The sequence below is a fragment of the Paenisporosarcina sp. P4_D4 genome, assembly GCF_056401835.1.
In genome coordinates, this window is sequence record NZ_JBFUIO010000003.1 from 57,099 (window position 1) to 79,499 (window position 22,401).

The window sequence follows — 22,401 nt, forward strand, 5'->3', positions numbered from 1 at the left end:
CTCCGAATAGTTTCACACAAGATAGTATATTATCAAGGATTTATTTGTTTGTAAAGTGTTTTTTCTTAACACCTAATATTTTGCCTAAAAAATCACTTGAAAAGGGAATCCAAGCCAGGCATTTTCATCTTTTTCTTGCCTTTTTGTTGTTGCATGTTCGACATTTGCTTCATCATTTTCTTCATGTCTTCGAATTGCTTAAGCAAACGGTTCACGTCTTGAATAGACGTTCCAGATCCTTTTGCAATTCGTTTTTTCCGACTGGAGTTAATGATATCCGGTGTCGTTTTTTCTTGAGATGTCATAGCGTAAATAATCGCTTCTACACGCCCCATTTGTTTTTCATCAACTTTGGCATTTTCTAGCCCTTTGATTTTACCTGCCCCAGGAAGCATTTTAATGATGTCCTCAAGAGGACCCATTTTCTTCACTTGGTTCAGTTGTTCAACAAAATCATCTAACGTAAAGCTTTGAGTTCTGAATTTCTCTTCCAACTCTTTCGCTTTTTCTTCATCTACGTTAGCTTGAGCTTTTTCAATCAGCGACAACATGTCACCCATCCCTAAAATACGGGAAGCCATACGCTCAGGGTGGAAAGGTTCAAGGGCATCCATTTTTTCACCCATCCCGACAAATTTAATCGGTTTTTGAGCTACAGAACGAATGGAAAGTGCTGCACCACCACGTGTGTCCCCATCAAGTTTCGTTAGGACAACACCTGTAATGCCGATGCTTTCATTGAAGCTTTGAGCAACGTTGACAGCATCTTGACCTGTCATTGAATCTACCACTAGGAACACTTCATCCGGTTCCTTCAATGCACGAATGTCTTTCAATTCTTGCATAAGGTCCTCGTCGATGTGTAAGCGTCCCGCAGTATCAATGATAATGACATCGTTGTGATCTTCTTTTGATTTCTCAAGAGCTTGACGGACGATTTCAACAGGAGAAACTTCTGTCCCTAATGAAAATACAGGCAACGATAATTGCTTACCAATTGTTTGCAATTGTTGGATGGCTGCTGGACGATAAATATCCGCTGCCACCAATAAAGGATTACGGTTATATTTTTTACGCAAAATATTCGCCAATTTCCCGGTAGTGGTCGTTTTACCAGCACCCTGCAAACCGACCATCATTATAACGGTTGGTGGTTTTTTCGCAAACTGAATCGGGCTTTGTTCCCCACCCATCAATTCAGTCAATTCATCTTTTACGATTTTGATGACTTGTTGACCTGGTGTCAAACTCTTCATGACATCCACGCCAACTGCACGCTCACTTACTTTTTTGACGAATTCTTTGACTACTTTTAAGTTAACGTCTGCTTCGATTAAAGCAAAACGGACTTCTCTCATCATTTCTTTGACGTCTGCTTCGGAAACTTTACCTTTACCTTTAATGCGTTGGATGGTTCCTTGCAGCCGCTCGGCTAATCCTTCAAATGCCATGCAGTCCGCCTCCTAATCCGATTCTTTTAGCATCTCAATCAATTCAGAAGCTAGTTCTTTATTGACTGATTCCGCTTGAATTACTTGTTGTAATTGATTCATTACAAGTTGGCGTTGCTGAAATTTTTCCAGTAATTTAAGTTTTTCTTCGTATTCTTCTAACATCGCTTCTGTGCGACGAATATTATCATAGACAGCTTGTCTTGAGATTTCGTATTCGTCAGCTATTTCACCCAGTGAGTGATCATCCAGATAATAAAGATGCATATAGCTTCGTTGTTTATCGGTCAGCAAAGACTGATAAAAATCATATAGAAAGTTCATACGTGTCGTTTTTTCAAGTAGCATTGTGATCTCTCCCACCTACAACTTCCTACATGTATCATATCGAGCATTACTTTGAGCGTCAAGTATTTTTACTTGTCTACTTAGTATCTTCCGCTTCTTCCTGCTCCAGACCTTCTGCAAATAAACCGTATACATATTTCTCCGTATCGAAAGGCTGTAAATCGTCCATTTTTTCTCCGAGCCCTACAAATTTAACCGGAATGTGCAATTTGTTACGGATTGCCAGAACAATTCCGCCTTTTGCTGTTCCATCTAATTTTGTCAGAACAATTCCTGTTACATTTGTTGCATCTTTGAATGCTTGTGCTTGGACTAATGCATTTTGACCTGTTGTCGCATCAAGTGCAAGCAACACTTCGTGTGGAGCACCTGGTACTTCACGTTCGATTACGCGATGAACTTTTTGCAATTCATTCATCAAGTTCACTTTGTTTTGCAATCGACCAGCCGTATCACAAATCAATACGTCAATCCCTTTGCTTTTCGCTGAACGTACCGCATCGTACATGACCGCTGCAGGATCTGACCCTTCGGATTGTTTAATTACTTCAACTCCTACGCGGTCACCCCAAACTTGCAGTTGATCAATTGCACCCGCACGGAAAGTATCTCCAGCTGCCAGCATGACAGTTTTTCCTTGTTGTTTCAGGCGATGTGCAAGTTTACCAATGGTTGTTGTTTTTCCAACGCCGTTTACCCCTACAAACAAAATAACCGTTAAGCCATCTTCCTGAATAAGGAGTTCGTTTGATTCTTCTTCACCAGATTCGTATATTTCTACTAACTTCTCAGAAATCACAGATTGAATACCAGCAGTGTCTTTCATATTTTTACGTTGAACTTCAAATCTCAACGCATCCATCAATTCCATTACCGTTTCAACCCCAACATCGGCTTGAAGCAATAAATCTTCCAGTTCCTCAAAGAAATCCTCATCCACTTTACGGTACTTCGCCACTAAATCATTCACTTTGGAAGTAAATTGATTGCGTGTTTTAGATAATCCATCCTTGAATTTTTCGGATATAGAAACCGATTCACTGGTTCCTGTTAATTTTTCTTTCATTTTTTTAAAGAAACTCAAGCTCTTTCGCTCCCTTGTGCGACAAGTGTCGGTTGATCTTCTTGCATTTTGACAGATACCAATTTAGAAATACCTGATTCCTGCATGGTAATTCCATATAGAACATCTGCACCTTCCATCGTACCTTTGCGATGGGTGATAACGATAAACTGTGTATCTTGACTAAATTTTTTCAAATATTGACTGTAACGAATTACATTTGATTCATCCAGTGCCGCTTCTACCTCATCCAGAATACAGAACGGTACAGGGCGAATATTCAGAATGGCAAACAATAAGGCGATTGCAGTAAGCGCACGCTCTCCACCTGAAAGCAAACTTAAATTTTGTCGCTTTTTCCCAGGAGGCTGGGCAACGATTTCGATGCCAGTTTCCAGCATATCTGAAGGATCGGTCAACACTAAATCTGCTTGGCCACCACCAAACAATTCTCGGAAGACGCGGCCGAATTGCGCCCGAATGGCGTAGAATGTATCACTGAACCGCAACGTCATTTCTTCATCCATTTCTTTAATAGCTTCATGCAATGTTTCTTTTGCATCCAATAAATCCTGACGTTGATCGGTCAGGAAAGCATGACGCTCAGAAACTCGTTCGAATTCTTCAATGGAGGCTACATTCACAGGACCCAACTCTTCAATGGATTGCTTCAGCAGTTTCACTTTTTTTCGTGAAACGTCTTCTTCAAATGTATCCATATCTGGCAGTTCCAATTCATCCAATGTCAGATGATAGTTTTCTTCCAGCTGGGTATGCAGCGTATGCTGTTCAACGTCAAAACGATTCAGCTTCACTTCAGCGGCTCTCAAAGCATCCAACTGTTGTTTATGCAAATGTTGATTTTTCTTCAGTTGCAGTTCAACCTGTTGTAGTTGGACATGAATTTGTCCACGTTTTTCTTTGCCTACGGTAATACGATCAACAAGTGTTTGCTTTTTCTCTTTCCACTCAATCAGTTGCTGGTCAATTTCTTCCGGAGTTGGACCCATTTGATTGTCACCAGATTCATACCATTGCATTTCCTGTTTGGTGTGATCAAGCTTTTGCGAAACTTTTTGTTGTTTTTCCTGTAAATCAACGACTGCATCATTGGAAACATTCAATTGCTCGGTTAAAACCGCCTGTTTCGAACGAAGTTCAGCCATTTGTTCTGTTAATTGATCCCGTTCATTCAGCGTCTGTGATTTGAGATTGGTTAACCGATTGATTGTATCATTCAGTGTTTCCAGTTCATTCTTTAATTCATGAAGACGTTGCTGAGCTTGATTTTTCTTTTCTTTTGCTTGTTCATGTCGACTTGAAACATCTTTTGTTTCCGAATTGGAAATAAATGCTCGTTCATTAAGACGCTTGAAAGCGGTTTCGAGTTCACGAAGATTAGAACTTAGTTCCAATTCCTGCGCTCTGTGTTGTTCCCCTTCGGTACGCATACTTTCAAGTAATTCAACTTGTTGGTCAATTGACTTTTTCAGAGTGGCCACTTGAGATTCAGCTGTAAGAATGGACTGATCCATCGCTTTTAACTTCATTGAAAGTTCATCCAGCTCGGCTTTCCTTGAGAAGACAGAAGACTGTTGCTTAGTGAATCCTCCGGTCAATGAACCGCCTGCATTGACGATATCTCCATCCAGTGTAACAACTCGGTAGCGATATTGAATGGATTTGGCAATTTGGGAAGCCCCTTGCAAATCTTTGACCACAATGACATTTCCAAGTAAATTTTCGACAATGGATTTTGACGATGGCTCAAAGGAAACGAGTTCATCCGCTGTTTGAACGAAAGAAGGATGACCTCCAATGCTTCTCAATGTATCCGCTTGTATTTTTCTCGACTTCATGACCGTCTTTGGAAGGAATGTAGCACGGCCAGAGCGTTTGTTTTTCAAAAACGCAATAGCTTTTCGCGCATCTTGATCCGACTCGGTAACTATATGCTGCATAGCTCCACCAAGCGCTGTCTCGAGCGCTTTTGTATATTCAGGCTTTACTTGAATAAGCTCTGCTACCGCACCTGTAATGCCGGACAATTCGCCCTTTTCACGCGCAACCAATACTTCTTTGACCCCTTGGAAGAAACCAGAGAAATCCGCTTCCAGTGCTTCTAACGATTCTTTTCTTGCTTTCAACTGTTGCTGGTGTTGATAAGCTTGATATAGCATCGATTGCTTGGAATCAAGTTTCTCTTTTTCTTTTGAGAAAGCCTCTTGACGTTTTTTGTAATCAGTCAGGTTTTTGTCCAGTTCACTTCGAATTTGTGATAACTGCTTATCCACTTGCTTCTTTTGTATCTCGACAGTTGATAAGTCTGAAGTAATCTGTTCATATTCATTCGTCATTTTATCTTTGAATTCATGTTGTTGAAGAAGCTGTTGCTCCAAATGTTTCAGTTCATTTTTGACAGTCGCTTCTTCATTTAACAAATCAATATATGTTGACTTATGATCTTCGATTTCCACTTCAATCTCTGCACTGGATTGTTTCAACAAATGATCCAACTGTTTGACTTCCTGTTGGACATTTCGCAATTCCGTTCTCGCTTTCGAGGTAGCGGCTTGCTTTAGTTCCAACTGGGTCGTTAACTGGTTTTTCTCTTCTTCAAGTTCATCAATGGTTAAGCGAAGTTTATCGATTTGCTGGTCCATATTTTGACGCTTTTCAGCCATCAATTGTTTACGCCCATCCCAGCGCTCAAGCTCGGAACTGGCTTCAACAAGTGATTCCTGTGAATCATCAATTAATCGGTCTTGCTCTGTCAATTGCTCACGAACCGTATGTAACTCAGTTTCCATTTTGTCTATGAGGTCTTCCAGTTCCTTTTCTTGCTTTTCGAAGACTTCTACTTCCTGCTTAACTTCACCTAAGCGTTTTTCGACTCGTACCAAATCAAAAGCAATTAACCCTAAGTCAACGTCCTTTAATTCTTCGGACATGCGTAAATAATCGGTGGCTGCTGACGCTTGCATTTGAAGCGGCTCCATCCGACTATCCAGTTCGTGTAAAATATCCAGCACTCTGTGTAAATTGTCATCGGTTTCAAACAATTTGTTCTCGGCTTTCTTTTTACGCAATTTATATTTTAGAACACCCGCAGCTTCTTCAAAAATAGAACGGCGGTCTTCTGGACGACTGTTGAGAATTTCATCCACTCGTCCTTGTGAAATAATCGAAAAGGCTTCTTTACCTAGCCCGGAATCCATAAATAAATCATTAATATCTTTTAATCTACAAGTTTGTTTATTTAATAAGTATTCACTATCGCCCGAACGAAACACGCGTCTCGTGACACTGATCTCGTTGTAATCCAATGGCAAGCGCTCATCTGAGTTATCAAGTATTAGAGTAACTTCTGCAAAATTAAGCGCTTTTCGTGAGTCGCTTCCTGCAAAAATGACATCTTCCATTTTGGCGCCGCGAAGTGATTTTGCGGACTGTTCTCCCAAAACCCATCGAATGGCATCCGTTACATTACTTTTCCCACTTCCATTTGGACCGACCACTGCGGTCACGCCTGGTACAAAATCAATGCCAATTCGATCCGCAAACGATTTAAATCCAATGACTTCAAGTCGCTTTAGGAACAAATTTAGCCCTCCTGTCTGCTTGCAACTTGGCCTTGTATGCGAATAATCGCTACTTGGGCCGCTTTTTGTTCAGCTTCTTTTTTAGACTTGCCTTTACCTTCACCCAACTCGGTGTTGCCTAATCTCACACTGGAGACAAACGTTCGATTGTGGGCAGGTCCCTTTTCTTCTACAATTTCATAGTTCAATGCACCATTGTTCATTTGCTGAACCATTTCTTGTAACTGACTCTTGTAATCCATCACATGCGAAAAAGCACCGATTTCGACTTTCGGAAACACAACTTGTTCCAAAAACTTCACAACAGGTTGTAAGCCTTGATCTAAATATAGTGCGCCGACAAATGACTCAAACACATCTGCAAGAAGTGCTGGTCTTTCGCGTCCACCTGTAATCTCTTCTCCCTTACCTAAAAGCACATACTTCCCAAAGTTTAATTCATTCGCAAATAAAACGAGTGACGGTTCGCAAACGATCGCCGCACGTAATTTGGTCAATTCACCTTCGCTCATGGCAGTAAACTTTTGAAATAAGTATTGAGAGACAGAGAGTTCAAGAACAGCGTCACCTAGAAATTCAAGTCGCTCATTGTCCGTGTAAAATTTCCGTCGATGCTCATTCACATAGGATGAATGGGTAAATGATTGATAAAGAAGTTCAGGGTTTTGAAATTGAACTCCTAATTCTTGCTGTAATACCGCAAATGATTGCTTGACTGTTTCGGAAAATGTTCCGTTTTTTTGAGGAGTTCCTCTACGTTTACCCGTCATCTATATAATCTGCCTTCCTTTAGTTTCTACGGTCTAGTTTACCCGTTTGTCCTGTAATGTGCAAAAAGAAATAGAGACGCGATAGACCATTCTTAAAGAATGTCTATCGCGTCTCGCAAGTGAATAATTGCTTATCCTTGTTTGCTTTCGATATAAGTAACTGCATTTCCTACAGTACTGATCTGTTCAGCATCTTCATCTGAAATCTCCATGTCGAACTCATCTTCCAATTCCATTACAAGTTCAACTACATCTAGAGAGTCAGCACCTAAATCATCACGGAAAGAAGCTTCCATTTTCACTTCGCTCTCGTCTACACCTAAACGATCTACGATTACTTTTGTTACGCGCTCTACTACTGTTGCCACTAAAGTCACCTCCCCTCAATGATTATACAAAAAACCACGCTTACTTCATAGAGGATAATTACATTATCATACCGCCATCGACATGAAGCGTTTGACCTGTAATGTAGTTCGAATCATCGGAAGCCAAAAATACAACTGCTTTTGCTACATCTTCAGGATTGCCTAGCTTCGCCAACGGAATTTGAGTCAGCATTTGCGATTTCACTTCTTCGGACAGTTCGTCTGTCATATCAGTAGTGATGAATCCTGGTGCAATAGCGTTGACATTAATGTTACGACTAGCTAATTCTTTCGCAGTTGTTTTCGTTAAACCAATAACACCCGCTTTGGCTGCTACGTAGTTAGCTTGACCCGCATTACCTGAAACGCCGACAATCGATGCAATATTGACGATTCTGCCAGCACGTTGCTTCATCATTTGACGAGTAACGGCTTTCGTACACAAAAATACACCTTTTAGATTTGTGTTGATCACGTCGTCCCACTCATTTTCTTTCATACGCATTAATAGATTGTCGCGTGTAATCCCAGCATTGTTGACTAAAATATCGATACTGCCATAACGGCTCATTGTTTCAGCAATCATTGCAGATACACTTTCTGCATCGCTGACACTTGCCTGAATGGCGAAAGCTTCTCCACCATTTGCAAGTATGTCATTCACAACTTCTTCAGCTTTTGCTTGGCTGCCGCTGTAGTTCACAGCAATGCGTGCCCCTTCTTTAGCCAAATACTTTGCGATTTCAGCACCAATTCCTCGTGAAGCTCCAGTGACGATTGCCGTTTTTCCCATTAATTTCCCCATTACGCCCACTCCTTTGCTGCCTCAATTACTTGCTCAACAGTTTCGTTATCATAAGCTGCATAAACGACTGCCGATCGATCAATTTTTTTCACTAATCCACTCAGAACTTTACCAGGTCCACATTCAATGAATGTGTTTACGCCTAATTCCAATAATGCACGGATTGATTCTTCGAAACGTACAGGCGAATAAAGTTGTTCAACCAGTAGCTGTTTCATTTCCTCAGCCGATGTTACAGGTCCTGCAGTAACATTTGAAATGACAGGAACATCTGTATTATGCATGTCCAGTTCATTTAATGCATTCTCCAGTTTCGATGCTGCAGGTCTCATAAGCTCAGAGTGGAACGGTCCGCTGACAACCAGTGGAATTGCTCGTTTAGCCCCAGCTTCTTTTGCTTGCAGGCAGGCTTTTTCAACGCCGGCTTTTGTTCCTGATATGACGATTTGGCCAGGACAATTCAAGTTTGCGAGTTGGACAACTTCACCCTCAGCTGTCACTTGATCCGTTACCATTTTTAGAGCATCAGCTTCCATACTGAGAATGGCAGCCATAGCCCCTAGTCCAGCAGGTACCGCTTCATTCATGAATAATCCACGTTGATGGACAATTTTCACACCGTCTTCAAAAGACATAACGCCTGATGCAACAAGTGCTGAATATTCTCCAAGACTATGACCTATTGTGTAATCTGGTTTTAAACCAGCAGCTTGCAGAAGTTCAGACACCATTGTGCTTGTTGTCAAAAGTGCAGGCTGTGCATTATAAGTGTACGTCAATTCTTCAACCGGTCCTTCCAACATCAGCGTTGAAAGGGCGAATCCCAATTGCTCATCGGCTTTATCATAAAACGCCTTGTTACCTGTATTGGTCTGAACCAATTCATTCCCCATGCCAATCGCTTGAGATCCTTGTCCTGGAAAAATAAATGCAATTTTTGTCATTTAGTTTTACCTCCTTCAATAGTTGAATGGATTGTGCCACACACATCAAATTCAACCATTGTACGTGCCTGGCGGATTGCGTTCATTATGGCATTGGCATTGGAAGACCCATGTGCTTTGATGACAGGTGCTTTCAGACCAAATAATGCAGCGCCTCCGTATTCGGTATAATCCATTTTGTTTTTTAGACCACGTAAATCATCTTTGACAAGATAAGCGGATATTTTTGATTTCGTAGAAGCGCCAAATACTCCCTTTAACATACTGAAAAAGCTAGCTGCAGTTCCTTCTATTGTCTTCAATACCATGTTACCTGTAAAACCATCCGTCACAACAACATCAGCGACATTCATCAGTAAATCTCGTGATTCCACGTTCCCAACGAAGTTAATCGGTGCTTGTTGTAATTGACTAAAAGCAGCCTTCGTTAATTCATTTCCTTTTGTTTCTTCCGTCCCAATGTTCAACAATCCAACTCGTGGTGATTCGATCCCACGTACTTTTGCCGCATAAATACTCCCCATAATACCGAACTGAACCAAATGCTCAGGCTTCGCATCAGAATTTGCTCCCAAATCAAGCATAACAAATCCTTGTCCATCGATTGTCGGCAATGTTGGAGCAAGCGCAGGGCGCTCAATTCCTTCAATTCGACCTACGATGAAAAGTCCAGCAGCCATTAATGCTCCCGTGTTACCAGCAGATACACACGCATTGGCTTCTCCGTTTTTCACGGCTTCCGCCATGCGAACCATCGAAGCATCTTTTTTTCGACGAATCGCTCTTACAGGTTCATCGTCTGCTTCTATTTTTTCTTCTGTATGTATAAGTGTTAACCGTTCATGAGTTGAAAGAAACGGTTTCACCTTTTCTTCATGACCGTATAAAAGAATATGGATATCTTCGAATTGCTCCAGTGCTTTTAAAACACCTTCCACGATTTCTTTAGGTGCGTGGTCTCCACCCATTGCGTCTACTGCGATTCTCATGATACATCACCTTTACCATGCTCATTTGTGCGATACATTTCAAAATGTCCTTCAAAAACAATTTCATTTTCGACAGTTGAAGTGACTTCGACAAATGTGCGATTTTTATCTTGATCTTTTTTTGTCACTGCTGCTTTTGCAATAACGCGATCTCCAAGTTTGACTGGTTTAACAAAAGACAAATTCGATTTCACAGTCAACGCTAACTCATCATTAATGACAGCCACCGCCAAAGAATTGGCCTGAGCGAATAAATGATGCCCACGTGCGATTCGATTTCGTTTGAATACATGTTCCGTTTTGACGTCAAACAATGAAATTGCTCGGACATCCAACTCAATGTCTACCATTTCACCGATTACTTCATTTAACGGCAATGAACGTACCTCATCTTCAAAAGATTTCGAAGCGACATGTTTTATGCGCTCGCGTAACTCGGGAATTGATAATTCCAATCGATCCAATCGTATTGTCTGGACACTTACGCTAAACTGGCCTGCCAGCTCTTCATCCGTGATGAAGGGATTATTTTTTATCGTATCTATTAACAGTTGTTGACGTTCTTTTTTTGAGCGTTTCATATGGTCACCATCCGATATTAGCACTTGGTACTAATATCAGTATATTAATACAACAAAAAGAATGCAAGGATTCTATGAAAGTTCATACTTCAAATGGAGCATCAAAAGAGTACATTTTTCAAAGGCGAGCAATTTTTTCGGGCCATCTAAGAAAAGAAAAAGTTAAAGAATATTTCACAGACTAATTGATGCGTAGCGTTTAATTTTTCTCTTGGTGGAATTGGTGCCATAATAGAGACAAGCAAAAGAAATCGTAACTAAACCAATAAAACACACGATCAACTGCATTGATAAACGTACTAAAGGGGAATGTGAAAAATGAACTGGATGCCTGATAGAAATGCCAAAAAAGCGATTTATAAACAGCTTTCGGAATATATCGAAGCCGGAATTGCGGATGGAACTTTTCCGCATGATGAACCACTTCCGTCGGAAAGGTTCTTGGCTAAGGAATATAACATTAACCGCAGTACAGTTGTGTCTGCATACGACGAATTGGAATCCAATGGGCTTATCCAAAGAAAAAGAGGAAGCGGTACAACAATAAATAAAGACATATGGGGGATTACGAAGAAACGGATTCCGAGTTGGAATCGATATATTGAGGCTGGCTCTATATTGCCTAATTTAGCCGTAACCCAAAAAATCCGAAAAGAAGTGGCTGATCATAAATTGATCAATTTAGCCAGTGGAGAATTGTCGGAAGACCTCTTCCCACAGGCCACACTGAGAAGCATTGCATCAAACAGATCATTTTTCGGAAGCTTGGGCTATGATCACCCTCAAGGGAATGTGATATTAAGAAATACAATTGCAAAACATGTGATTCATCAAAGGAAAATGGAGGGAACTGATCCGTCCTCAATCCTTATTACCTCTGGTGCACAGCAGGCTTTGCATTTAGTCATCCAATGCCTATTAAAGCCGGGTGATGCAGTAGCTATAGAGAATCCATCGTACTCTTACAGTCTCCCTATATTCAAATCTGCAGGTATCAGGACCTATTATTTGCCCATGGACACGGAAGGAATTAATCCGGATGACTTAGTATCCTTATATAAAAAGCATAAAATCAGAATGATTTTCTTGAATCCTGCTTTCCAAAATCCAACTGGAACTTTTTTATCCCAGAGTAGAAGAAAAGCTGTTTTGGACATATCATCTAAGTACGGAATTCCTATTGTGGAAGATGATCCATACAGTTTATCTTCCTTTAGGGGTGATGAAGTCACCACCTTAAAGTCGATGGACACCCAAGGGAATGTCCTGTATATAAGTTCATTATCAAAAATCGTGGCTTCCGGATTGAGGATTGGCTGGATCATAGGTCCAAAAGCGGTGATTGAACGATTGACAGATGCGAAGCAGCAGATTGATTTTGGACATTCGAGTTTCACTCAATGGATTGCAAATGATTTCCTGGAGTCAGAAGACTTTCCTGCACATATAAAAAGGTTAAACATGCAGTTGAAAAAGCGAAGAGATCAAATAGCCAAAAGCCTTGAATTTTTTCTTGGGAAACAAGTCGATTTTCATGCTCCCGAAGGAGGCATTCATATCTGGTGCAAGCTGAATATAGAATATAATGAAATGAAACTGCTGGAAGAATCCATAAAAAGAGGGATTATATTTGTTCCTGGAACAACAATGGGTTCAGAAAAAGGATATGTCCGTTTTACATTTGCTAGAGAAAATGAAGGAAATATACATGAAGGAATAAAACGATTTGCAGAAGCCTTGCAAGTGGTTCAAGAGTAATTTATTTTTGAAAATAGCACAAAAGTGGATGGTATAATTAATACCGAAATGGATGGTCATAAATTTAGTAAATCCTTTATAATTATATGCGATAGGGCAGTAGGAAAAGTAGAAATACATTTTTTATATCATATGTAATCATTTCAATGTTTGAATGTAAGGATATATTCTAAACAAGGTTTACGATAAAGATGACATTCAAGGAGGAAATATGAACATTCTCATTTTATTAATTATCGTTTCCATAATTTTGGTGATCGCTCTGGTAAGTACACTTTTAGTTACAAAAGAAAGAGACGCTGTTTATAGTAGTGAAAAAAGTATAACTAAACTTGGATTGATGTATAGCGCCTTACTTCCACTAATAATTATTGTAGCGTTGATTTTTTGGTTTTAAAATAAATACCATTTGAATGGTTCGACTATTCAACATGGAGAAATCGCACAGGAAAATGCTCCTGTGCGATTTTTTGCGTACAATGTAGTTCGACTCGAGTCACCACGCTAATAATTAATGGCTTTTGCGCATAGCAAGCCGCAAGTATGTGGTTTTCATACATGTTGGCATGCTATACGTGCGGCAAGCGCAAATGGACGATAAACAACCATACCATTTAACAGAGCTTAATTAATCAATCCGTTCTCCATCCATTGCACCAGATTGTTCCAAGTAGTTCCGCAAACACTTTGTCTCATCACTTGTCCAAAATTCATCTGAGGAAATAAATCTTTCAGCGTCTTGTCTTGCAGTTTCTAGTGCACGGTAGTCATGGACGAGGTCTGCCATCTTGAACTCTGGCATCCCGCTTTGTTTCCGACCGAAAAAATCACCTGCTCCACGAAGTTCCAGATCTTTTTCAGCAAGTTTGAATCCATCATTGGTTTCTGTCATCGACGTCATTCGTTCTTTACCTTCCTCGGATTTCGGATCAGCCAATAAAATACAATAGGACTGTTCAGAGCCACGCCCTACACGACCGCGAAGCTGATGAAGTTGGGCCAAACCAAAACGTTCTGCATCATAAATAACCATAAACGTCGCATTTGGTACATTCACCCCTACTTCAACTACCGTAGTGGATACGAGAACTTGAACTTCCCCATCACTGAATGCCCGCATGACTTCATCTTTTTCACTGGAATGCAAACGGCCATGCATCAGACCTACCTTATATTTCTGATGGAAAATGGAAGACAATTGTTCGTACACTTCCACCGCATTCTGCACATCCAGTTTATCCGATTCTTCAATGAGTGGACAAATGACGTAGGCTTGTCTACCAGCTTTAAGCTCTATCACCATGCGTTTAATGATTTGATCAAAAAGCTCCTTTTTAACCCAATGCGTTTCAATCTCTTTTCGCCCAGCTGGCATTTCATCAATAATGGATACATCCATTTCACCAAAAGCTGTAATCGCCAGCGTGCGGGGAATCGGTGTTGCCGTCATGAATAATACATCCGGGTTCATTCCTTTGTCCCGCAGCACCCTACGCTGTTCCACACCGAATCTATGTTGTTCATCGGTAATGACGAGACCAAGTTTCTTAAATTCTACGTCCGGCTGAATAAGTGCGTGTGTTCCTATGAGCAAGTCAATCTCCCCATTTTGAAGTTGCTCCAGTAAAATTCTTCTCGCTTTTATTTTGGTTGAACCGGTTAATAGTGCCATACGTATCCCCAGAGGTGACAACCAATCATGGAGTGACGCGGCATGTTGCTCTGCTAAAATTTCCGTTGGAGCCATCAAGGCGCCTTGGTAGCCTGCGGTAATCACTGCATATAAACCAATCGCAGCAACAACCGTTTTACCCGAACCAACATCACCTTGAAGCAAGCGGTTCATACGGTGTGGCTCTTTTAAATCTTTACATATTTCATTGACTACCCGCTTTTGAGCATTCGTCAGTTCGTAAGGAAGTGCAGAAATTAAGTCTTTTAATTTCTGGACATCATAGGCAATGGAGAGCCCTTTATTTTGTTCTTTACGCGCTTTTTTTATCGCTTGCATTTTCAATTGGAACTGCAATAATTCTTCATAAACAAATCGTCTGCGTGCCTGTTTCACATGTTCAGCAGATTTCGGGAAGTGTATCCCTTCCAGCGCTTCATGCACTGGTAAAAGTTTATAAGTTTCTCTTAAGCTATGTGGCAGACATTCTTCTAAATCGTTTGCCACTTCCTGCAAAGCCTGATGCATAAATTTACGGAAAGTTTTTTGATGAAGAGATCCTTTCWGGCTATACATGGGCTCAAAATCCACATTGTCCGTTTTGGGTCCTGGCGAAAAATTGGATACGCTGATCGCCTGACGACCTCGATCCCATTTACCCGTTACCGTTATGATTTGACCGCTGGTTATTTTATTCTTCAAGTATGCCTGATTAAAAAAGACCACTTTAATTAAATGTGGTCCTACGAGCAGTCTAATTTGCATACGAGATTTGTTTTTCCCTAAAAAAAGAACGGAAGGTTCACTTTCGACCCTTCCCTCCACTGTTATCCGTTCATTATGTGGTGTTTCTGCTATGTTTTTTAAACGAAAATCTTCATGACGATATGGAAATGTCATGACTAAATCCAGTAAAGTAACAATGCCCATGTCATTCAGTGTTTTTTCTGTTTCGCCACCAATACCTTTTAAACTACTGACTGCCTGAAGTGCTTTATCAGACACCTTTTACAAATTCAGCACCAAAGATTCTTTCTGCTAGTGCTTTTCCTGTAGGTGTCGCAGCTAAACCGCCCTGCGCAGTTTCTTTTAATGCAGTTGGCATTGTTTGACCAATTTTAAACATGGCATCAATAACTTCATCACAAGGAATACGGCTAGTCACGCCTGCTAGAGCCATATCTGCAGCAACCAATGCGTTTGCAGCTCCCATCGCATTGCGTTTAACACATGGAACTTCTACTAATCCCGCAACAGGATCACAAACTAGACCCAACATATTCTTCATCGTTATCGCAAAAGCTTCCGAACATTGCTGTGGAGTACCGCCGGACATTTCAACAATCGCTGCCGCTGCCATCGCCGCTGCTGATCCTACTTCCGCCTGACATCCTCCAGCAGCTCCTGAAATGGATGCATTGTTAGCTACCACGAATCCAAAAGCTCCTGAAGTGAACAAGTAACGTATCATTTCTTCACGTGTAGGATTCAATTGATTTTGCACAGCGAATAAAGTACCAGGCACTACGCCTGCTGAACCTGCAGTCGGTGTTGCACAAATCGTCCCCATAGCCGCATTTACTTCGTTAGTTGCTACAGCTTTACTAACTGCATCAATCAACAATGTGCCAGAAAGCGTTTTGCCTTTTTTCATGTAATTTTGAAGTAGCACTGCGTCTCCTCCAGTTAAACCTGAAGTGGATTGAACGCCTTTCAATCCTTTTTCAACTGCTTCTTCCATGACCGTCAAGTTGCGGTCCATTTGATTCATGATGTCTTCACGGCTTCTTCGTGTAACCAACATTTCCTGCTCAATCATCAACTCAGAAATCAATTTATTTTCACTGTTAGCCAAAGCGACCAATTCTTTTACATTACGAAATAGAACATTCATTTATATAACTCCTTTAATCTGCAATTTTCGTTACTTGTGTGATATAAGGCAATTTTGAGATTTGCAATAACACATGATCTTCGATTGGCTCATCCACTTCAATAACCATTAACGCCCTCTGACCTTGCTCTTTTCTAGACACTTCCATATGTCCAATATTGATATTTTGTTCCGCCAGACAGCTTGCTACTTTTGCAATACTCCCTGGTTTATCATCATGTACAACTAATATTGCAGAATGATTTCCTGATAATCGAAGCGGGAAACCATTTAATTCACTGATTTCGATTTTTCCGCCACCAATGGAAATGCCGATTAGTTCCATTTCACCTGAATCGTCGCCAATGACAATACGTGCTGTATTGGGATGCTCAGTATGACCGCTTTCTGGGATGAATTCAAATGTCATGCCAATATCTTTTGCCAGCTCAAACGAAGTCTTGATGCGTTCATCAAACGTGTCAAAACCTAGTAATCCCCCAACAATGGCAATGTCTGTCCCGTGCCCTTTGTATGTTTCGGCAAAAGAGCCATATAAATAAATTGTTGCCCACTTTGGCTGTCTGCCAAATAATTCGCGGGTCACCAGACCAATTCTTGCTGCACCTGCTGTATGTGAAGATGAAGGGCCAATCATGACTGGACCAATAATATCAAAGACTGATTTAAACTTCATTTTACTAACCCCTTTGTTTCGAATTTCTACTAACAGTTTACAATATAAGTGCACATTAAACAAAAGTAATAGAATCCGCTTACATTTATGTGTCAAGCCATGTTAAATATTGCTGTTGATATTCCGCAAAATAGCTACGCTTTCTTAGGGCGAGCGTCAAGACTCCTCAGGCCAACAGGATGTTGGTCACGAAGGCGTTGCAACACGATGTGCGTACTTATTCTTCGTTCCTATGTTCGCTGTTGCGGGGTCTCGACTGTCTCGCTATCCCTCAGTAGTCTTCGCTCTTTTGGATCCTGCGGTTACTCGTCGGAAAGATATTGGCCATTCGTCCAATATCTTTCCAGCGGGTTAAGCATGTCCAGGTAAGAACCCACAGTGAATGAATTGTGCAAAATTGCTTTTGTACAATTCGTTTGCGACGAAGATAGAGAAGCGATGCAACGCACCTCCATGTTTCGAAGCTAGCGAAGCGATGCAGAAACAGAAACAGAAACAGGAGCACAGATTTTTTCGCGTGAGAAGGCTCACGAACTGCACACAGCGTCCTCTCGTATCGGAAATCAACAATCTAGTTTAACAGAGCATTGTAAAAAAAGCAGTGAACCGAATTGATTCACTGCTTTTGTGTATTATTCTACTGAGATGATGTATGGATATAACGGTTGTTTCCCATTATAAACTTCCACATCTGCATGAGAGAATTTCTCTTCTACAAATGCAGCCAACTCGTTGGCATCGACTTCCGTAACGTCTTCGCCGTAAATGATGGTAATGATTTCTGCATCTTCATCAACCATATTGTTGAGAAGTGTTTGAGAAACTTCTTCGAGTGAAGGTGTGGCAAGAATAATCTTCCCTTCTGAAATCGCCATGAAGTCATCCTTCTGGATTTCAACACCATCGATGGAAGTATCACGAACCGCAAACGTTACTTGTCCTGTTTTGACGTGTGCAAAAGCTTCAGTCATTGTTGCTTTGTTGTCTTCAACAGAAGCTTCCGGATTGAATGCTAACAATGCCGCCATTCCTTGAGGAACAGATTTTGTTGGTACTACTGCTGCTTCAATACCCATCACTTCTGCAGCTTGCTCAGCTGCCATGATTATATTTTTGTTATTCGGCAAAATAAGAACTCTTTCAGCGCCAACAGCTTCAATCGCTTTGACGATATCTTCCGTAGAAGGGTTCATTGTTTGACCGCCCTCAATGACTGCACTTGCACCTACACTTTTCAGAAGTTCGGAAATTCCTTCACCCATCGCAACGGTAACCACTGCATACGGATGTTTTTTTGCAGGAGCGGCAGTCGGTTGATCTTTTTTGTAATCATCTCCAACAATTTCAGCATGCTGCTGACGCATGTTTTCAATCTTGATTTTTATAAGATCGCCATATTTCTGACCATAGCTTAAACAATTACCAGGTTGTTCAGAGTGGATATGTACCTTTGCAATCTCGTCATCCGAAATAACCAGCAATGAATCACCGAATTGACTCAAACCTTCGCGGAAGTCATTTTCATTGAAAGGATGTTCTGCTACTTTTTCTGGCATGAATTTCACCATGAATTCCGTACAGTATCCAAATTCAATGTCCGATGTATCCATGAAGCCCTGAACATTTTTATGATGTTCCGCACTTACAAGATCATCCATTGAATAAGCAGAGGTCTTCTCAGGTAATTTCTCGCCTTTCATCGAAGCAATGAAACCTTCATAAACGAACACAAGACCTTGTCCACCAGAATCAACTACACCAACTTCCTTTAATACCGGAAGTAAATCAGGCGTACGTGCCAAAGACGCTTTTGCTTCTTTAAGCAACTCGTCCATCACAACAATGACATCGTCTTCATGTTCTGCAACTTCAACCGCTTTTTTAGCAGAATCTTTTGCTACGGTCAAAATAGTTCCTTCCACTGGTTTCATGACTGCTTTATAAGCCATATCCACACCATGTTGGAATGCGTGGGCAAACTCTTTTGCCGTCAAAGATGATTTAGTTTCAACATCTTTTCCGAATCCACGGAAAAGTTGGGATAAAATAACGCCCGAGTTCCCACGAGCCCCCATTAACAATCCTTTTGATAGTGCTTGTGCTGTTTTTCCAATATGAGCAACTGCATGTGCTTCTGTTTCTTTTGCTCCAGAAGACATGGATAAGTTCATGTTCGTTCCCGTGTCACCATCGGGAACAGGAAAGACGTTTAGCGCATCCACATAATCTGCATTCTGAAATAGATGATGGGCACCCATTTTCACCATTTCTGCAAATTGAATTCCGTCTAAAGACTTCATATCCTACTTCCTCCTCTTATGGGTTCGTAACACGAACTCCTTGAACGTAAATATTTACTGATTTCACTGCTAGTCCTAATGTCTTATTTAATGTGTATTTAACTTTCGATTGAACTTGATAAGCTACTTCTGACACTTTAGTGCCGTAGCTGATGATGATGTACATATCTATGTGAAGATCCTCGCCATTTTGGCGTACAAGTACACCTTTAGCAAAATTTTCTTTACGTAAAATATCCGTTAAACCATCTCGAATTTGGTGTTTAGTAGCCATTCCTACAATTCCATAACACTCAATAGCTGCTCCACCTGCAATTTGGGCAACGACGTCATTTGAAATATCAATTTGACCGAATTCGTTTTTTAACTCAATTGACATAGAGTATGCCTCCTTATAAGTCCTTTTTGACTACCCATTATTGTACTACACAAAGTCCTTTAATAAAAGAAAACGTTAACATCTCCTGCATTTGTCTGTAAAGGCTTTTTTCTTGAAAGAGGGGTGAAAACTTGTTGCAAAGAAATTTACTATATGTTAAATTATTAAAGTATGTGAAATATCGAACTGAAAAAAATCTTTCAGCTTCTTTTTTGAGGAGGAAAATAGTATGCCAAAAGTATGTGTAATTTCAGGGCGCAAAGCTCGTGCTGGTAACGCTCGTTCTCACGCAATGAACTCAACAAAACGTACTTGGGGAGCTAACCTACAAAAAGTTCGTATTCTTGTAGACGGCAAACCAAAACGTGTATGGGTTTCTGCGAGAGCATTGAAATCTGGAAAAGTTGAGCGCGTTTAATCTTCGCGCCCATAAGTAATGCCAGACTGACAAAAGTCAGTCTGGCATTTTTTCGTTCCTCTTCTTCGGTTTTTCCTCGGTATTCATCCAACCTAAACACATTCTTACAAACCCACTTACAAATTTCGGTAATCTAAACGTATAAACACGCATGCTTTCACTCCTTCTTATTGATCTGAGCTACGTATTAATAAACATATGCCAGATGTAAAGGAGATAGACCCTTGTTCGTCCAATACTTCATTACTTGTAAAGCGGGAAATGCCCATTTCAATCGTCTCATCGCTGACATTATATTTCATACCTGCTAACGTCACGTGTTTCACGCTTCCTTGAAAGGCAAAAAAAGATACAAATGGAAACTGTTGATCCTTCGTTAACTTGGTTACACCAGGAGTCAACAGCTTCATTTCATTCCATTTGTTGCGTATTGTAAATTGAATGGAGGGATTGTCCGTTTGAAAACGATAAACGCTGTTAAGCACAGCCATAAAGTGATCTAATCGGCCACCCGTCACACCCGTCAGTACAATATGATCCGGTTCGAAATTCAATGACTCATCGATTGCTAAATCGGTATCCGTTTCATTCTTTTCTGCAGGTGCAACTTTCACTGACGCCACTTGGTTTTTTAATTTCGAAAATTCTTCCGGTGACAATGAATCAAAATCACCTATAGCCACGTCCGGAAGAATTCCACTTTCGATTAAATAAATAGCACCTTTGTCTGCACCGATAAAAATAATTTCATCGTTATTTTTTAAGGTCGCAAAATCAGCTAATTCATCAGCTGGTCCACCTGCGCAAATTACTGCCGTCTTCATCCGCGGATTGCTCGTTCGCCTGCTTCTTTAATTTCCTGTAATGCAGCAGTACGATCCGTTTTACTGTAAATTGCTGAACCGGCTACAAAAATCGTCGCGCCTGCCTCTGCACAAGGAATAATGGTCTCAGCATTAATACCACCATCAATTTCAATTTCAATATTCAATCCTTTTTCTTTAATTATGTCAGAAAGTTGTTGAACTTTCGGAACGACCGAATGAATGAACTTCTGTCCACCGAAACCTGGATTGACCGTCATGAACAACACCATATCGATGTCGTCAAGAATATGTTGGATGCTTTCAACCGGCGTATGTGGATTTAATACCACACCTGGTTTCACTCCAAACGAACGGATTAATTGAATGGTACGGTGAAGGTGAGTACACGCTTCAACATGAACCGTAATGTAATCGGCACCAGCTTTTGCAAATGACTCAATATACAAATCCGGATTTTCAATCATTAAATGAACGTCTAAAGGAAGATCCGTTACAGGTCTTAAAGCTTCCACCACAATTGGACCCATCGTTATGTTAGGCACGAAATGTCCGTCCATTACATCGATATGGATTAATTCCGCACCAGCTTTTTCGACTTCTATTACTTCTTCAGCCAATTTCGAAAAATTAGCAGCAAGGATAGATGGAGCAATTTTTATCATTTTAATACCTCGGCTTTCGATCGTTTATTTCATCTAAAAACTTCATGTAATGTTTGTATCGATAATCTTTAATTTCTCCGGTTTCAAGTGCAGCAAGAACTGCACATTTCGGTTCACTTATGTGTAGGCACCCTCTGAATTTACATCGTTCTGACGCCTCGCGGAATTCAGGAAAACAATCGGATAACTGCTCTTTTTCAATCTCTTCGAAATCAAAGGAACTGAATCCCGGAGTATCCGCTAGTAACCCCTCACATACTTCTAAAAGTTCTACATGGCGAGTCGTATGTTTCCCCCGTCCAAGGGCTTCCGAAATAATCCCTGTCTTTAAATTCAACGATGGCAGCACTGTATTTAACAGTGTAGATTTTCCTACACCGGATTGTCCTGCCAAAACGCTGATTTTGCCTTTCAGGATCGGAGCGATATTGGACACCAGATCATCATCATCCTTATAGGTTTCAAGCATTTCATATCCAATCGCACGATAATCATCCAAATAAGGCTGGATTTTACTCATCTCTTCTTCAGAAAGTAAATCTGTTTTTGTCAGACAAATAATTGGCTCTACATTAAATGACTCCACGACAACAAGAAAGCGATCCAGCAATAATGGATTGAAATCGGGTTCAGTCAGGGAAAACACCAGTAAGGCTTGGTCAATATTGGCAATAGGTGGGCGTACGAGTGCATTTTTACGTTCATGCACCACTGTTATCGTGCCGTCTGAACCGCTTTCCACTTCATAATCGACAAAGTCCCCAACTAGCGGGTTAACACCACGATTTCTGAATACACCGCGTCCACGGCATTGTATAAATTGTTCTCCGTCCTGAACATAGTAAAATCCACTAAGTGCTTTTCGTATTTGTCCTGTTGGCATTGTATACCTCC

21 protein-coding genes are annotated in these 22,401 nt (G+C 40.8%); 2 read left to right on the plus strand and 19 right to left on the minus strand.

Annotation, left to right across the window (positions count from 1 at the left end; genetic code table 11):
- Positions 1 to 92: 92 nt before the first annotated feature.
- The 10 genes from ffh to fapR all read right to left on the minus strand — a co-directional run bounded on the left by ffh (position 93) and on the right by fapR (position 10,921).
- Positions 93 to 1,451, minus strand: a complete 1,359-nt coding sequence (gene ffh, locus AC1DSL_RS02085) for a signal recognition particle protein (RefSeq protein WP_477531015.1) — start codon at positions 1,449 to 1,451, stop codon at positions 93 to 95.
- Positions 1,452 to 1,463: 12 nt separating this feature from the next.
- Positions 1,464 to 1,799, minus strand: a complete 336-nt coding sequence (locus AC1DSL_RS02090; protein WP_016427710.1) for a putative DNA-binding protein — start codon at positions 1,797 to 1,799, stop codon at positions 1,464 to 1,466.
- 76 nt (positions 1,800 to 1,875) lie between these two features.
- Complete coding sequence (ftsY, locus tag AC1DSL_RS02095; RefSeq protein WP_016427711.1) at positions 1,876 to 2,883, minus strand: signal recognition particle-docking protein FtsY; 1,008 nt, start codon at positions 2,881 to 2,883, stop codon at positions 1,876 to 1,878.
- Positions 2,880 to 6,464, minus strand: a complete 3,585-nt coding sequence (smc, locus tag AC1DSL_RS02100; RefSeq protein ID WP_477531016.1) for a chromosome segregation protein SMC — start codon at positions 6,462 to 6,464, stop codon at positions 2,880 to 2,882. The genes ftsY and smc overlap by 4 nt, the downstream gene beginning before the upstream one ends.
- A 2-nt stretch (positions 6,465 to 6,466) precedes the next feature.
- The gene (rnc, locus tag AC1DSL_RS02105) at positions 6,467 to 7,234 is read right to left on the minus strand and encodes a ribonuclease III (protein WP_016427713.1); all 768 of its coding nucleotides are present in this window, start codon (positions 7,232 to 7,234) and stop codon (positions 6,467 to 6,469) included.
- 131 nt (positions 7,235 to 7,365) lie between these two features.
- Positions 7,366 to 7,602, minus strand: coding sequence for an acyl carrier protein (gene acpP, locus AC1DSL_RS02110; protein ID WP_016427714.1), 237 nt, complete (start codon positions 7,600 to 7,602; stop codon positions 7,366 to 7,368).
- Positions 7,603 to 7,660: 58 nt separating this feature from the next.
- The gene (gene fabG / locus AC1DSL_RS02115) at positions 7,661 to 8,407 is read right to left on the minus strand and encodes a 3-oxoacyl-[acyl-carrier-protein] reductase (RefSeq protein WP_477531017.1); all 747 of its coding nucleotides are present in this window, start codon (positions 8,405 to 8,407) and stop codon (positions 7,661 to 7,663) included.
- A complete protein-coding gene (fabD, locus tag AC1DSL_RS02120) occupies positions 8,407 to 9,351 on the minus strand; it encodes an ACP S-malonyltransferase (RefSeq protein ID WP_477531018.1) in 945 nt (314 codons plus the stop codon). Before fabD ends, fabG begins: the two co-directional genes overlap by 1 nt.
- Complete coding sequence (gene plsX / locus AC1DSL_RS02125) at positions 9,348 to 10,340, minus strand: phosphate acyltransferase PlsX (RefSeq protein WP_477531019.1); 993 nt, start codon at positions 10,338 to 10,340, stop codon at positions 9,348 to 9,350. The genes fabD and plsX overlap by 4 nt, the downstream gene beginning before the upstream one ends.
- Positions 10,337 to 10,921 (minus strand): transcription factor FapR, encoded by a 585-nt coding sequence (gene fapR / locus AC1DSL_RS02130; protein WP_016427718.1) that lies wholly within the window; start codon positions 10,919 to 10,921, stop codon positions 10,337 to 10,339. The genes plsX and fapR overlap by 4 nt, the downstream gene beginning before the upstream one ends.
- A 318-nt stretch (positions 10,922 to 11,239) precedes the next feature.
- On the opposite strand from fapR, the gene pdxR reads away from it, so the two are divergent.
- The gene (pdxR, locus tag AC1DSL_RS02135) at positions 11,240 to 12,679 is read left to right on the plus strand and encodes a MocR-like pyridoxine biosynthesis transcription factor PdxR (RefSeq protein ID WP_477531020.1); all 1,440 of its coding nucleotides are present in this window, start codon (positions 11,240 to 11,242) and stop codon (positions 12,677 to 12,679) included.
- Between the two features lie 628 nt (positions 12,680 to 13,307).
- On the opposite strand, the gene recG is transcribed toward pdxR, so the two are convergent.
- The 5 genes from recG to AC1DSL_RS02160 all read right to left on the minus strand — a co-directional run bounded on the left by recG (position 13,308) and on the right by AC1DSL_RS02160 (position 19,600).
- Entirely contained in the window at positions 13,308 to 15,356 is a 2,049-nt protein-coding gene (gene recG, locus AC1DSL_RS02140) for an ATP-dependent DNA helicase RecG (RefSeq protein WP_477531021.1), read from the minus strand.
- Entirely contained in the window at positions 15,349 to 16,245 is an 897-nt protein-coding gene (gene sdaAA, locus AC1DSL_RS02145) for an L-serine ammonia-lyase, iron-sulfur-dependent, subunit alpha (protein WP_477531022.1), read from the minus strand. Before sdaAA ends, recG begins: the two co-directional genes overlap by 8 nt.
- Positions 16,246 to 16,258: 13 nt before the next feature.
- Positions 16,259 to 16,921, minus strand: coding sequence for an L-serine ammonia-lyase, iron-sulfur-dependent subunit beta (gene sdaAB / locus AC1DSL_RS02150; RefSeq protein WP_477531023.1), 663 nt, complete (start codon positions 16,919 to 16,921; stop codon positions 16,259 to 16,261).
- A 632-nt stretch (positions 16,922 to 17,553) separates the two neighbouring features.
- Positions 17,554 to 19,221 carry a DAK2 domain-containing protein gene (locus tag AC1DSL_RS02155; protein WP_477531024.1) on the minus strand — a complete coding sequence of 556 codons (1,668 nt, stop codon included), beginning with the start codon at positions 19,219 to 19,221 and terminating at the stop codon, positions 17,554 to 17,556.
- Positions 19,222 to 19,237: 16 nt separating this feature from the next.
- Positions 19,238 to 19,600 carry an Asp23/Gls24 family envelope stress response protein gene (locus AC1DSL_RS02160; RefSeq protein WP_016427725.1) on the minus strand — a complete coding sequence of 121 codons (363 nt, stop codon included), beginning with the start codon at positions 19,598 to 19,600 and terminating at the stop codon, positions 19,238 to 19,240.
- Positions 19,601 to 19,829: 229 nt separating this feature from the next.
- Here AC1DSL_RS02160 and rpmB point away from each other — a divergent pair, with 229 nt between their 5' ends.
- Positions 19,830 to 20,018, plus strand: a complete 189-nt coding sequence (gene rpmB / locus AC1DSL_RS02165) for a 50S ribosomal protein L28 (protein WP_016427726.1) — start codon at positions 19,830 to 19,832, stop codon at positions 20,016 to 20,018.
- A gap of 36 nt (positions 20,019 to 20,054) precedes the next feature.
- Here rpmB and spoVM read toward each other — a convergent pair whose 3' ends face one another.
- The 4 genes from spoVM to rsgA are packed head-to-tail and all read right to left on the minus strand — an operon-like array spanning position 20,055 to position 22,390.
- Positions 20,055 to 20,171 (minus strand): stage V sporulation protein SpoVM, encoded by a 117-nt coding sequence (gene spoVM, locus AC1DSL_RS02170; RefSeq protein ID WP_477531025.1) that lies wholly within the window; start codon positions 20,169 to 20,171, stop codon positions 20,055 to 20,057.
- 14 nt (positions 20,172 to 20,185) lie between these two features.
- On the minus strand, positions 20,186 to 20,842 hold the full coding sequence (locus AC1DSL_RS02175) for a thiamine diphosphokinase (protein WP_477531026.1): 657 nt from the start codon (positions 20,840 to 20,842) through the stop codon (positions 20,186 to 20,188).
- Complete coding sequence (gene rpe / locus AC1DSL_RS02180; protein ID WP_016427729.1) at positions 20,839 to 21,507, minus strand: ribulose-phosphate 3-epimerase; 669 nt, start codon at positions 21,505 to 21,507, stop codon at positions 20,839 to 20,841. The genes AC1DSL_RS02175 and rpe overlap by 4 nt, the downstream gene beginning before the upstream one ends.
- A 1-nt stretch (position 21,508) precedes the next feature.
- Positions 21,509 to 22,390: a ribosome small subunit-dependent GTPase A gene (gene rsgA / locus AC1DSL_RS02185; RefSeq protein ID WP_477531027.1), complete on the minus strand. Its 882-nt coding sequence runs from the start codon at positions 22,388 to 22,390 to the stop codon at positions 21,509 to 21,511.
- Between the last annotated feature and the right edge of the window lie 11 nt (positions 22,391 to 22,401).